Origin of the sequence: Halomonas sp. H10-9-1 (assembly GCF_040147005.1) — a bacterium.
Taxonomy (GTDB): Bacteria; Pseudomonadota; Gammaproteobacteria; order Pseudomonadales; family Halomonadaceae; genus Halomonas.
This window is the reverse complement of sequence record NZ_JAMSHO010000001.1, coordinates 346,548-360,372: the sequence shown is the minus strand read 5'-3', so window position 1 is coordinate 360,372 and position 13,825 is coordinate 346,548. Positions and strand designations below refer to the sequence as shown.

The window sequence follows — 13,825 nt, the reverse complement described above, 5'->3', positions numbered from 1 at the left end:
TGCTCGATCGGCGATATCCACCGCCGGGGTCTGACCCCGAAGGGCCTGCCCCCGGATCAGCCCCGAGCGCTTCCGCCATCGACGCCAATGTCACTCCACCTCGGGCCGCATGGCCGGGAACAGCAGCACGTCGCGGATCGAGGCGCTGTCGGTGAGCAGCATCACCAGGCGATCGATGCCGATGCCCTCGCCGGCGGTGGGTGGCAGGCCATACTCCAGCGCGCGCACATAGTCGGCGTCGAAATACATCGCCTCGTCGTCGCCGGCCTCCTTCTCCGCCACCTGCTCGCGGAAGCGCTCGGCCTGATCCTCGGCGTCGTTGAGCTCCGAGAAGCCGTTGGCGATCTCGCGACCGCCAACGAAGAACTCGAAGCGCTCGGTGACGAAGGGGTTGGAGTCCTTGCGCCGCGCCAGCGGGCTCACCTCGGTGGGGTACTCGGTGATGAAGGTGGGCTGCTGGAGGCGATGCTCCACGGTCTTCTCGAAGATCTCGATCTGGACCTTGCCCAGGCCCCAGCCATCCTTGACGTCGATATCCAGACGCTCGGCGATCTGTCGCGCCGCGGCCTCATCGGCCAGTGCCTCGGCGTGGATATCCGGGTTGTACTCGAGGATCGAATCGAACACGCTCAAGCGACGCAGCGGCTGGCCGAAGTCGTACTCGAACTGCTCCAGCACCTCGCCATCGCGGTTGCGCACGGTGTTGACCACGGTGGTGCTGCCCAGCACCTCCCGAGTCAGGGTACGCAGCATCTCCTCGGTGAGATCCATCAGGTCGTGGTAATCCGCGTAGGCCTGGTAGAACTCGATCATGGTGAACTCGGGGTTGTGGCGCGTGGAGAGCCCCTCGTTGCGGAAGTTACGATTGATCTCGAAGACCTTCTCGAAGCCGCCCACCACCAGGCGCTTGAGGTAGAGCTCAGGCGCGATGCGCAGGTACATGTCCTGGTCCAGCGCATTATGGTGGGTGATGAAGGGACGCGCCGTGGCGCCACCGGGAATCGCCTGCAGCATGGGGGTCTCGACCTCCATGAAGCCGCGCGCCTCGAAGAAACGGCGCATGGCGCTGATCACTCCGGCGCGGGTCTCGAACACCTGACGCGAGTCGGGGTTCATGATCAGGTCCACGTAGCGCTGGCGGTAGCGTGCCTCCATGTCGGTGAGGCCATGGAACTTGTCGGGCAGCGGTCGCAGGCTCTTGGTGAGCAGCCGCGCCTCCACCATCATCACGTAGAGGTCACCCTTGCCGGACTTGTGCACCGGACCGCGGGCGGCCACCAGGTCGCCGATGTCCCAGCTCTTGATCTCCTCGAGCAGATCGGCAGGTAGGCCCTTCTTGTCGACGTAGAGCTGGATCTGGCCCGAGACATCCTGGATGACGATGAAGGGGCCGCGCTTGCGCATGATGCGCCCGGCCACGGCGGCCTGGCGGCTCAGCGCCTCCAGCTCCTCCTTCTCCTTGTCGCCCAACTCCTCGATCAGCTCGGCGGCATGGCTGTCGCGGCGGAAGTCGTTGGGAAAGGCGCTCTCGCCCTGGGCGGCGGCCCGTTCACGGCGTGCCGCCAGCTTGGCGCGGCGCTCGGCGATCAAGCGGTTCTCTTCGTTCTGCGGGCTTTCCGCTGAGGGACTCTCGTTGGCCATATCGCTACCTGTTGGAAATCTCGAATACGAAAGCTGAGACGCATCTAGAGCCGTGCAAGCGTCGCCGATACAAGCCGCCCCTGTGCCGAGAGCGGCATCGACTCGGATCGATGGACATCTCGAGCAGAGGGGCGGTGTCGCGTCGACAGGCGCAGCAGGCTATAGACCCTGTTTGAGACTGGCGACGATAAACTGATCCAGGTCGCCATCCAGCACCTTGTCGCAGTTGCTGGTCTGCACGCCGGTACGCAGGTCCTTGATGCGCTGGTCATCCAGCACATAGGAGCGGATCTGGCTGCCCCAGCCGATATCGGACTTGGAGTCCTCGGCTTCCTGCTTGGCGGCGTTGCGCTTCTCCATCTCGTGCTCCCACAGCCTCGCCTTGAGCTGCTTCATGGCGAAGTCGCGGTTGGCATGCTGGCTACGCTGGCTCTGACAGGCCACCACGATGCCGGTGGGCTCGTGGGTGATACGCACCGCCGAGTCGGTGGTGTTGACGTGCTGGCCGCCAGCGCCGCTGGAGCGGTAGGTGTCGACACGCAGGTCCGAGGGATTGATCTCGACCTCGAAGCTGTCGTCGATCTCCGGTGACAGGAACACCGAGCAGAAGGAGGTGTGGCGGCGGCCGCCGGAATCGAACGGGCTCTTGCGCACCAGGCGGTGCACGCCGGTCTCGGTGCGCAGCCAGCCGAAGGCGTGGTCGCCCTGGATGTGCACGGTGGCCGACTTGATGCCTGCCACCTCGCCGGCGGAGAGCTCGGTGATCTCGGCCTTGAAGCCGTGATGCTCGGCCCAGCGCAGGTACATGCGCAGCAGCATATTGGCCCAGTCCTGGGCCTCGGTGCCGCCAGAACCCGACTGGATATCCAGGTAGGCGTTGTTGGCATCCATCTCGCCGGAGAACATGCGCCGGAACTCGAGCTTCTCGAGGCTCGCCTTCATGCCGTCGAGCTCCTTCTGGACCTCGTCGGCCGTGGCCTGATCCTCCTCCATCTCGGCCAGTTCCAGCAGGTCGCGACTATCGCCCAGGCCCTGGTCCAGCTCGTCGATGGTCTCGACAATAAGCTCCAGGGTGGCCCGCTCCTTGCCGAGCTTCTGGGCGTAGTCCGGATCGTTCCAGACGTTGGGGTCCTCGAGTTCGCGGGTGACTTCCTCTAGCCGATCCTTCTTCTCGGCATAGTCAAAGATACCCCCTCAGGACGTCTGTCCGCTCAGACAGGTCCTTGATGAGGTTATGAATCGGGTTGGTTTCCAGCATGGGGGCGTCTCGCCTGAATCTGCGGTGGACATACGGCCAACGCGGCGCAGGCGAGAGACCGGCGCCGCGTTGGCACGGAAAAGAGCGCCATTGTAGCGAAAGCCGCGGCGGGCCGCACCCATCCACCGGCCGTGGCACCTCCCCAGATACGGGGAGCCCGGTCGAGGCCGGGCTCCCTGGTCACGCCTGGCGGGCTCCGCTCAGAAGCGGTAGGTCAGCTGGGCACCGAAGCCATGGGCCTCGTTCTTGTAGTCGGCAGCGTAGGTGGCGCCCCCAACCGGCACACCACCGGTCGCGGGACTTGCCAGGTGGTCGGCACGGGTCTGCTCGATGCGAGTAGCATGCTCGGTAAGGTAGGAGTACGCGAAATCAATGGTCAGTGTGTCGGTCGGTGTCCAACCAGCGCCCAGTGAGAAGATGCGACGATCATCGGAGGGAATACGCACGCTGCGGCGCTGGTCATTGCTCGGCGTATCGTCCAGCGTCAAGCCGGCCCGCAGCACCCACTGCGGGTTCAGCTGATACTCGCCACCCACTGCGAAGGCCCAGGCATTACTGTAATTTTGGGTCTCATTAGTGATTTCCTCTATCGTATCGCCGGTGACGCGAATCTGCTGGAACTTGCTCCAGCGCGACCAGGAGGCGCCGAACATCAACTTGAGCCTGTCGGTCATCTGCTGAGTCACGGAGAAGTTGACGGTTTCGGGGGTCGTCAGGTCGAGAGAAGCGTTGTCAGACCTGACGACATTGCCCATCGGGTCGATGGCCTTGAAGTCACCCTCAAGCTCATATTCGACTTCGGAGCGATAGGTCAGCCCCAGGGTGGTCTCCGGCACCGGCCGATAGATAACGCCCAGGTTATACCCCCAGGCCTCGTCGTCACCGTCGACGCGTGCATCGACATCGCCCGCGGGATCATAGCTCGCTCCAGTAGGGATCTGGCGACGCAGCTCACCTTCCACCTGGTTGTAGGTGATGCCGGCACCGACCGACCACTGATCATTGAAGCGATAGGAGACCGTTGGCTGCGCGCTGACGACCGTGACTTCGGTATAGTTGCCGAAGTAACGCCCCTGGAAGTCATCTTCATAGTCGGTCTTCGAGCCAAAGGGGGCGTAGACCCCGAAACCAAAGGCCAACCTGTCATTGACCGGGTGCGCATAGAAGGCGAAGGGCACCGCCTTGTTACCCACCATATCGCCCTCATTACCACCGGGAATCTCTCCGACCGGCACCTGGACACCATTTGGCATGCCGCCTCCAAGGAGGCCGGAGTCGACGTTACGAGTAGCGGTAACATCACTGATGTCGTTATTGACAACCAGATAGGTGGCACCGGCCGAGAGCTGGGCACGATCCAGGAACGACATTCCCGCCGGGTTGCCGAACACGATGGTAGCGTCGTTGACGTTCGAGCTGCGCCCGGCGTGGCCGTAGCCCTGGCCGCTGACGCTCTGCTCATTAAGCTGGTAACCGCCGGCGTGAACCTGTCCGGCAAAGGCGGCGGCCGCCACGGCGGCGGCGAGGGTCAGGCGATTGAACTTGTTCTTCATGAATCCATCCCTTGCGGTGCTGTTGTGACCTTGGCGCCGATATGGCCTCGCGACGAGGCAGGCGCGTGCCCTCCCCTTTTCTCGTATGCGAACGAGCGTTTCAACCCCAAACGAGCGTTTTAATGCTGAAAATCCTAATACTTTGGTCGCACGATTGTTTGAATTCATGAACTTTCATGGGGTTAGCGGATAGCGACCCGGTGGCGCGACGACACACTCCGTCAACAGATGAGCGCCTTGACCCTTGGGTAACCCAAGGGTTTTACACTGTAGGCATGCCACTCCCGAGAGACACCACCATGAAGGTCAGCGAACTGGCGAAGAGCGCCGGCGTCACCGCCGAGACCGTGCGCCACTATGTACGCGAGGGGCTGCTGCATCCCGAGCGCCACCCCGACAACGGCTACCAGCTGTTTACGCCACAGGACCTGGAGCGGCTGCGCTTTATCCAGCGCGCCCGCACCCTTGGCTTCGGCGTGGCCGAGATCCGTGACATCCTCGACCACGCCGATCACGGCGACTCCCCCTGCCCGATGGTGCGCGACCTGCTGGCCAGCCGACTGCCGCAGATCCGCGAGCGCATCGCCGAGCTGCAGGCCCTGGCCGAGCGCATGGAGCGAGCGCTGGACGCCTGGGCCAAGATGCCCGACGGCACCCCGGACGGCCACAGCCTGTGCCGGCTGATCGAGAGCTTCCCCGAACCGCTCCACGCCGACGCTTCCGACAAGGAGACGCCATGAACGCCACCCGCGAACGCCAGGTACCCGGCATGAACTGCCAGGGCTGTGTGAAGCGCATGCGCGAGGCGATCCAGGCCGAGGATCCGGACGCCGAGGTGGTCGGCGAGCCGGGCGCGAAGCGCCTGACCGTCACCTCCACCCTCGACGACGCGCGCCTCGACCGCGCCCTCCAGCAGGCCGGCTATCCACCGGCGGATCGTCCGCTGCGCCATGAGCGCCGCGTGCCCGGCATGAACTGCCAGGGCTGCGTGAAGCGCATGCGCGAGGCGATCCAGGCCGAGGACCCTCAGGCCGAGGTGGTCGGCGAGCCCGCCGAGAAGCGACTTGCCGTGACCACCCGGCTGGATGACGAGATGCTGGACCGCCTGCTGGCCGAGGCCGGCTATCCGCCGGGCGAGGAGCCCGAACCGGCATCCGGCCCCACCACGGCCGAGTCGCCCTCCAAGGCCGAGCCGGCACCCCGGGAGTCCGACCAGCGCGCCACCACGCGGCGCCTCGCCATCGGCGGCATGACCTGCGCCAGCTGCGTGAAGAGCGTCCAGCAGGCGCTGGAGCGCACCCCGGGGGTGGTCTCGGCCACGGTCAACTTCGGGACCCACACCGCCCAGGTGCAGGGCAGCGCCGACGAGAAGGCGCTGATCGAGGCGGTGGAGGGGGTCGGCTACGGCGCCGAGCCGATCCACGACCTGCGCCAGGCCGAGGCGGCCCGGGCCGAGCGCGAGCGGCACGAGTATCGCCGCCTGCTGCGCGGCAGCGCCTGGTCACTGGCGCTGGCCGTGCCGCTGATGGTGGGCATGTTCGTCTACCACCCCCACCCGGAAGGCGCCGGCCGGCTCTTCTGGCTGGTGATCGGGGCGCTGACGCTCGCGGTGATGGCCTTCCCCGGTCGCCACTTCTTCGTCAACGCCTGGAAGAACTTCCGCCACCACCAGGCCAACATGGACACCCTGATCGCCATGGGCACCGGCACCGCCTGGGCGTACTCCATGGCGGTGGTGGCCTTCGCCCCCTGGCTGCCCGAGATGGCCCGCGGCATCTACTTCGAGGCCTCGTCGATGATCATCGGCCTGGTGCTGCTGGGCAACGCCCTGGAACTGCGTGCCCGGGGCCGCACCAGCGACGCCCTCAAGCGCCTGCTCGACCTGCAGAGCCGCACCGCCCGGGTGATCCGCGATGGCGAGGAGCGCGAGGTGGAGATCGACGCGGTGCGCACGGAAGACCTGATCCGCGTGCGCCCCGGGGAGCGCCTGCCGGTGGATGGCGAGGTGACCGAGGGCCAGAGCCATATCGACGAGTCCATGCTCACCGGCGAGCCGCTACCGGTGGCCAAGGCCGAGGGCGACGAGGTGAGCGCCGGCACCGTCAACGGCAAGGGCTCGCTGGTCTACCGGGCCACCCGGGTCGGCGCCGACACCCGCCTTGGCCGCATCACCGAGCAGGTGGCCAGCGCCCAGAACTCGCGGCCGCCCATCGGCCAGCTTGCCGACCGAATCTCGAGCATCTTCGTGCCCTCGGTGATGATCATCGCCGTGCTCACCGCCCTGGTCTGGTACAACCTTGGCCCCGAGCCGCGGGTGCTGCACATGCTGGTCACCGCCACCACGGTGCTGATCATCGCCTGTCCCTGTGCCCTGGGCCTGGCCACCCCGATCTCCACCATGATCGGGGTCGGCAAGGCCGCCGAGCACGGCGTGCTGGTGAGAAGCGGCGACGCCCTGCAGACCGCCAGCCGCCTCACCACCCTGGTGGTCGACAAGACCGGTACCCTCACCGAGGGCAAGCCACGGGTCACCGAGGCCGAGGTGCTGGATGGCGACGAGCAGGAGCGCCTCGGCCTGGTGGCGGCCCTGGAGCGCGGCTCCGAGCACCCGCTGGCGGCGGCCTTGATGGCATACGCCGAAGAGGCCGGCGCCGCGCCCGCCGAGATCCATGACTTCGACAGCGTGACCGGCGGCGGGGTGAAGGCCGAGACGCGCGACGGTCGCGCGCTGCTGCTGGGCAACGCCCGCCTGCTGGAGGAGGCCGGCGTCGACCTCTCGTCAGGGCGCGAGCGCGGCGCCGAGCTGGAGAAGCAGGCGCGCACCGTGGTCTACCTGGCCGTGGAGGGCACACTGGCCGCGCTGTTCGGGATCAGCGACCCGCTGCGCCACGACACCGTGGCGGCGGTGAAGCGCCTGCAGGCCGACGGCCTCCGGGTGGTGATGCTGACCGGCGACAACGAGCACACCGCCGGCGCCATCGCCCGGGAGGTGGGCATCGATGACTTCCGTGCGGGGCTCCTCCCCGAGGACAAGCACGCCGAGATCGAGCGCCTGCAGGGCGAAGGCGAGGTGGTCGGCATGGTCGGCGACGGCATCAACGACGCTCCGGCGCTGGCCCGGGCCGACGTCGGGTTCGCCATCGGCCAGGGCACCGACGTGGCCATCGAGAGTGCCGGCATCACCCTGGTGCGCGGCTCGCTGCACGGCGTGGCCGCGGCCATCGAGGTCAGCCGGGCGACGCTCTCCAACATCAAGCAGAACCTGGTGGGCGCCTTCGGCTACAACGTGCTGGGCATCCCCATCGCCGCCGGCGTGCTCTATCCGCTCACCGGCACCCTGCTGTCGCCGATGATCGCCGGGGCGGCGATGTCGCTCTCCTCGATCACCGTGGTCAGCAACGCCAACCGCCTGCGCCTGTTCCGCCCCTCTGGCGAGGCCGGCGGCGCCGAACCGTCATCCGACACCCCCGAGGAGGCACGCCCATGAGCTGGATCGTCAACCTGGCCGGCCTCGCCCTGATCGGCCTGATCGCCTGGTGGTTCTGGGGCAAGCGCTGAGCGTGGCGGCGCTCAGCTCACCCCCATGTAGCGCCCGGGCTTGTGGTTCAGGGCGATGATCAGGTTGAGCGCCACCGCACCCAGCACCGAGAGCCCCACCCGGTCGGCCGGCAGCAATGCCAGGCCGGCCAGCATGATGGCGCCGTCGATGGCCAGCTGCACATAGCCGGCGCGCAGCCCGAAGCGGTCCTGCAGGTAGAGCACCAGGATGTTCACCCCGCCGAGGCTGGCGCGGTGGCGGAACAGGATCAGCATGCCGATGCCGATCAGGCAGCCACCCATCAGCGCCCCGTAGAGCGGCGCCAGGCCGGCGATGTCGATCCAGCGCCCGGTCAGCTCCGAGAACAGCGAGACCAGCCCGATGGCGGCGAAGGTGCGCAGGGTGAAGGACCAGCCCATGCGCCTGATGGCCAGCCAGTAGAACGGCACGTTGATCAGGAAGAACCAGGCGCCGAAGGGCCAGCCGCTGGCGTACTGCAGCAGGAAGGCCATACCGGCGGTGCTGCCGGTAAGCAGCGTGGCCTGGGTGTAGAGGGTCACGCCCAGCGCCACGAACAGCGTGCCCACCAGCATCGCCATGCCGTCCTCCCAGAGGGAGTGAGGGTCCTTGGGCAGCTCCTGCGGGTCCATGCCTGACTCCTTGTCTCGTCTGTCCGGGGTGTGCTCGATCGCTCGTCGCGACGGCGGCAGGAGAGCTCAGGCCGTCGCTTCGGCGTGCTCGACCATCAGTTGCAGGCTCTCCCTTCCTCGCCAGCGGTTGCGGTTGAGCTTGTAGGCGCAACGCAGCCGATCGCCCACGCCGAAGGCGGGCACCTCCCCCGGGGTCAGCGCGCGAAACCAGATCGCCCGGTGGGTCGCCGCGCCCAGGGAGAGCTCCAGCATCAGGTGGGTGCCGTCGGCCCCCACGGGACGCAGGCGCTCGACGCTAAAATCGCCCTGGAAGAGCGGCGAGTCAAACTCGCGCCCATAGGGGCCCAGCCCCTGAAGCTCCTCGAGGGTCGCAAGGTTCAACTGCTCGGGGGCCAGGTCGCCGTCGGTGAGGATTCGTGGGTAGAGCTTGGCCTCGCCCAACTGCTCGGCCACCGCCTGCAGGAAGGCGGCCTTGAAGGCATCGAGATGCTCGACGGGCACGCCGACCCCGGCCGCCCCGCGGTGGCCGCCGAAGCGCGGCAGCGCCTCCGGCGCCAGGGCGAAGGTGCGCTGCAGGGCGTCACGCAGGTGGAGCGCCTCGATGGAACGCCCGGAGCCGGTGAGCATGCCCGGTGCCGCGGCGGGGGTCAGCACCAGCGCCGGGCGCCCGTAGGCCTGCACCAGCCGGGAGGCGACGATCCCCTGCACGCCGGGGTGGCCGCCCTCGAGAAAGACCACCACGGCCGGCTCATCGGCGATCAGCGCCGGCATCGCCAGCGCCCTCGCCTCCTCGGCCATGTCCGCCTCGATCGCCTTGCGTGACTGGTTGTCCTGATCCAGCGTCTCCAGGTGCCGCACCGCCGTGGCGTCATCGGCGGCCAGCATGAAGTGCAGTGCCGCGTAGGGGTCATCGAGCCGCGAGCGGGCGTTGATCCGCGGCCCCATCTGGAAGCCCAGGGTCTCGGCGTCGAAGGGCACGCTGTCGGGGCCCAGGCGTTGGGCCATGGCACGCCAACAGGCCGCCTCCATGCGGTTGATCAGGGCCAGGCCATGGGTCACCACCGCGCGGTTGGCGGGGCTGCCACCCAGGGAGACGCAGTCCGCCACGGTGCCCAGCGCCACATAGGAGAGCCAGGGCGAGAGCTTCGGTGTGTCCGCGGCCAGCACGCCCCACTCGATCAGCACCGAGCGACTCAGCGACATCGTAAGCCAGGCCACCATGCAGCCGGCGATGGTCGGGTCGGGGTAATCGCAGTCGCCCCGGGTCGGGTTGACCACGGCATGGGCGGAGGGCGGCGGCCCCTCCACCGGCAGGGCGTGGTGGTCGCTGACCACCACGTCGATGCCCTCGGCGGCCAGCCGCGCGATGCGCGACTCATCGGAGCTGCCGCAGTCGGCGGTGATCACCAGGCTCGGCCGCGGCGACAGCGCCAGGGTGCGCTCCACCAGCGGCAGGCTGATGCCGTAGCCGTCGTGAATGCGGTGGCCGATCAGGCTGTGCAGCCTCGCCTCCGGCACGCCGAACAGCTCGTGCAGGGTGCGCCGGATCACCACATGGGAGGTGATGCCGTCGACGTCGTAGTCGGTGAGGATGCCGATATGCTCGCCATCCACCACCGCCTGGGCGATGCGCTCGGCGGCGCGACGCCCGTCGGCGAGCCGTTCCGGGTGGGCCAGGTGGCGCAGGCTGGGCGAGACCAGCGGCGCGAGCTCGCCCTGATAGCCCGCCAGGCGCCCGGCCAGCACCCGGGCCTGGAGCTCGGAGAGCCCCTCGCGCTGGGCGCGGGCATACAGGGCAGCATCCCGGGGCCGCGGCAGGATGCGTGGCCTCAGGCGCTCAATCAGATCGATGGGATCGCTTGCGGCGTTCAAGCCTGACTCCTGCAGGTAATGCTGGCAGTTGAGAACGCAGAGGTAGCAGCCCGCTCGGGGCTGATCCGGCGACAGGCCTGTTCGGGGGCGCTGTGAATACCTCCCTGTAAGCTACTTTTTCCTTCCCTGGAAAAAGACCCCCTCCAGACCTGCCCCCGGCGCCCCTCGCTATTTCACTTCCAGCTCTAGCTTCCGGCTTTGGGCCTTAGCGGCGGTTCTCGGCCACGAACTGCTGCACCGCGGAGAGCTCGGCGGGCAGCACACTGTAGCGCTCCTCGCGCTCCAGCAGGTCGTCCATGTGCGGCGGCAGCGGCACACCCGGGAAGCCCGCCTTGACCACCGCTTCGGCGAACTTGGCCGGGTGGGCGGTGGCGAGCGTGATCATCGGCACAGCCGCGTCGCCCCGCTCGCGCTCGGCGGCGCGGTAGCCGGTGGCGGTGTGCGGGTCGAGGATCTCCTGGGTGCGGTGGTGCGCCTCGCGGATCACCTCGAGGATGGTGGCGTCATCCACGCTATGGCTGGCGAACTTCTCACGCAGCCTGGCCAGGGGCGCATCCGCCAGGGCGGTCGGCTCGGCCTGGAAACGCTCGAGCAGCTCGGCCACGGCGGCGCCGTCACGCTCGTAGGCCTCGAACAGCAGCCGCTCGAAGTTGGACGACACCACGATATCCATGGAGGGCGCCAGAGTCGCCTTGAGCTCCTGCTTGGAGAAGTCGTTGGCGGCCAGGGTGCGGTGCAGGATGTCGTTGGCGTTGGTGGCGATCACGAAGCGCTCCACCGGCAGCCCCATGCGGTAGGCCATGTAGCCGGCGAAGACGTTGCCGAAGTTGGCCGAGGGCACGCAGAAACTCACCTCGCGCTGCGGCGCGCCCAGCGCCACGGCGGAGGCCACGTAGTAGACGATCTGGGCCATGATGCGCGCCCAGTTGATGGAGTTGACCGCCACCAGCCGGGTGCCGTTCAGGAACGACTGGTCGGCGAAGCTCGCCTTGACCATCGCCTGGGCGTCGTCGAAGTTGCCCTCGATGGCAACATTGAAGACGTTGTCGGCCAGCACCGTGGTCATCTGGCGGCGCTGCACCTCCGAGACCCGGTTGTGGGGGTGGAGGATGAAGATGTCGAGGTTGTCGCAGTGGCGGCAGCCCTCGATGGCGGCCGAGCCGGTGTCGCCGGAGGTCGCCCCCATGATCACCGCCCGCTCGCCGCGCTTCATCAGGAAGTGGTCGAGGATGCGGCCGAGCAGCTGCAGCGCCACGTCCTTGAAGGCCAGGGTCGGGCCATGGAACAGCTCGAGCAGGAAGTGGTTGGCGTCGAGCTGGTTGAGCGGCACCACGGCGTCGTGGCTGAAGGTGGCGTAGGCCTCCTCGACGATGCCGCGGAACGTCTCGTCGTCGATCTCGCCGTTGATGAAGGGCTTCATCACCCGGAAGGCGATCTCGGCATAGGAGAGCCCGGCCATGGCGGCGAGGTCATCATGGGAGAGCGTCGGGACCTCTTCCGGCACGTAGAGACCGCCGTCGCTGGCCATGCCGGTGAGCACGACCTCCTCGAAGGAGAGCGCGGGCGCCTGCCCGCGGGTACTGATATAGCGCATCATTCTGTTCCTTTGCTCGCTCGGAGCCGATTCCGGCGACAAGCCTGCGAGGAGGCGCTGTGAACCCATCCTTGGGCGCTACCGATGCCATCCCTGGCATAGGACCTCCTCTTCGGCTTGTCCCCGGCGCTCCTCGCTGCAGACAGTCGCAATTGCTCTAGCAGTCTGTCGGACTTGAGGTTAATGGATGAGCTGAGGCGTGGGTTCTTCACCCCCCCCTGTGTTGGTGTTGGTGTTGGTGCTGTTGTGTGGCTCTTAACCTGCCCCTCAGCTTCTGCAAGGCGGTTCTGACGCCTTGCCTGCTGGCCGGTTGGGCGCGGCGAGCCCTCAGCCCGCCGTCAACCGGTGCATCCGCTTGATATTCCACGCCATGGTGGCCAATCGCCACTCGCCGCTGACCTTATCCAGTCCGCGTAGCGAGAACTGCCGGAACCCCATCACGTGTTTGATGATCCCGAAGACCGGCTCCACGGTATGTTTGCGCAATGCGTAGAGCGCTCGGCCCGCCTGCGTCTTCAAGCGGTGTGCCATCTGTTCGACGGGGTCCTCGCTCTCCGGGGCAGGCGGATCCGCGGCGAAACGTTCAAAGACCGGAAGGTGATGGACGTCTCGCTTCATCGCCAACAGCGGTTCGATACCATGGTCATGGCAGGCCTGGATATTGCTGGCACTGAAGTAGCCGGTATCACCCAGCAGGTGGTCAGGTTTTCCCAGCGTTTCCGGGTAACCTTGCCAGGCCGTCAGTAGCGGCATGACTTGCTGCTTGTCATTGGTCGCCTGCGTGACGTGGACATGGGTCACCAGCAGACTCTCGGTATCAACCGCGGCTTGGGCGTTGTAGCACTGATCAAACCCCTTGCCGGTGACCGGCATGATGCGCGACTGCGGGTCGGTGAAATTGATCTGATCCTTGTCACGCGGGCCACCAGTGGGCGGTTCGGGGTCACGCCCACGGGGCTTCTTGCCGGCCTTGCGCTGCGCCTCCCGCCGCGCCACCTTTTCCTGATAGGCGGCTTGCTCGGTGGCGTCCCGCTCCTCGGCGCGCGCCTCGATCTTGGCCTTCGCCTCAGCGATGGCCGCCAGGCGGGCTTCACGGCGGGCAATCTCGGCGGGGATATCCATGCCGTCGGCCGCGTCCTCCTTGTCCGCCGACTCGGCCCGCTCGGTCAGCGCTTTCACCTCTGCCCTGAACTGTGCCTCCAGCTTCTTGGCATGGCCATACGACAACGCCTTGTGCTTGCTGGCGTTGGCCTTGAGCTTGGTGCCGTCCAGGGCGATGGTGCCAAGCTTGAGCAGCTTCATCTCGCGGGCCAGCAGCAGCACCTGTACGAACAACTGTTCCAGTTCCGGCAGAAAGCGGCGGCGAAAGGTGGCCAGCGTGTCATGGTCGGGATGGGTATTGGCGGCCAGGTAGCGGAACGCCACCGAGTCATAGGTGGCACGCTCGATCTTGCGGCTGGAGACCACCCCGGTGGCGTAGCCGTAGATCAGCAGGCTCAGTAGCACCGCCGGGTGATGTGCCTTGGAACCCCGCCCCATGTAACGCCGGGTCAACGTCGAGAGGTTCAGTTGTTCGACAACATCGACAACGAACCGCGCCAGGTGACCATCGGGCAACCACTCGTCTACCGAAGGCGGCAGCAGGTAATCGGTCTGGCGATCCACAGGGATGAAGCGGCTCATGGCGATCTTCTCAGCTCGGCGATGACGGTGGTCAGT

General features: G+C 67.0%; 9 protein-coding genes. 2 read left to right on the top strand and 7 right to left on the bottom strand.

The genetic code is table 11. From position 1 onward, the window contains the following. Positions 1–90 precede the first annotated feature (90 nt). From lysS to NFH66_RS01635, 3 genes are all read right to left on the bottom strand, one after another. Positions 91–1,641, bottom strand: a complete 1,551-nt coding sequence (gene lysS / locus NFH66_RS01645; RefSeq protein WP_349607834.1) for a lysine--tRNA ligase — start codon at positions 1,639–1,641, stop codon at positions 91–93. A gap of 159 nt (positions 1,642–1,800) precedes the next feature. Beyond that, positions 1,801–2,899, bottom strand: a protein-coding gene (gene prfB, locus NFH66_RS01640) for a peptide chain release factor 2 (RefSeq protein WP_349607833.1) whose coding sequence is annotated in 2 segments (ribosomal slippage) — positions 1,801–2,823 and positions 2,825–2,899 — 1,098 coding nt in all. Because the reading frame shifts where the segments join, the coding sequence is not laid out codon by codon here. Positions 2,900–3,099: 200 nt separating this feature from the next. After that, positions 3,100–4,452, bottom strand: coding sequence for an OmpP1/FadL family transporter (locus NFH66_RS01635; protein ID WP_349607832.1), 1,353 nt, complete (start codon positions 4,450–4,452; stop codon positions 3,100–3,102). Between the two features lie 299 nt (positions 4,453–4,751). Here NFH66_RS01635 and NFH66_RS01630 point away from each other — a divergent pair, with 299 nt between their 5' ends. Both NFH66_RS01630 and NFH66_RS01625 read left to right on the top strand, forming a co-directional pair. Further along, complete coding sequence (locus NFH66_RS01630; RefSeq protein ID WP_349607830.1) at positions 4,752–5,192, top strand: MerR family transcriptional regulator; 441 nt, start codon at positions 4,752–4,754, stop codon at positions 5,190–5,192. Further along, on the top strand, positions 5,189–7,939 hold the full coding sequence (locus NFH66_RS01625; protein ID WP_349607829.1) for a heavy metal translocating P-type ATPase: 2,751 nt from the start codon (positions 5,189–5,191) through the stop codon (positions 7,937–7,939). The genes NFH66_RS01630 and NFH66_RS01625 overlap by 4 nt, the downstream gene beginning before the upstream one ends. An 83-nt stretch (positions 7,940–8,022) precedes the next feature. On the opposite strand, the gene NFH66_RS01620 is transcribed toward NFH66_RS01625, so the two are convergent. From NFH66_RS01620 to NFH66_RS01605, 4 genes are all read right to left on the bottom strand, one after another. Continuing rightward, a complete protein-coding gene (locus NFH66_RS01620; protein WP_349607828.1) occupies positions 8,023–8,640 on the bottom strand; it encodes a YitT family protein in 618 nt (205 codons plus the stop codon). A gap of 66 nt (positions 8,641–8,706) precedes the next feature. Continuing rightward, a complete protein-coding gene (locus NFH66_RS01615) occupies positions 8,707–10,512 on the bottom strand; it encodes a single-stranded-DNA-specific exonuclease RecJ (protein ID WP_349607827.1) in 1,806 nt (601 codons plus the stop codon). Between the two features lie 205 nt (positions 10,513–10,717). Further along, entirely contained in the window at positions 10,718–12,106 is a 1,389-nt protein-coding gene (thrC, locus tag NFH66_RS01610; RefSeq protein ID WP_349607826.1) for a threonine synthase, read from the bottom strand. Between the two features lie 327 nt (positions 12,107–12,433). Next, the gene (locus tag NFH66_RS01605; RefSeq protein ID WP_349607825.1) at positions 12,434–13,789 is read right to left on the bottom strand and encodes an IS1182 family transposase; all 1,356 of its coding nucleotides are present in this window, start codon (positions 13,787–13,789) and stop codon (positions 12,434–12,436) included. Positions 13,790–13,825: the final 36 nt, after the last annotated feature.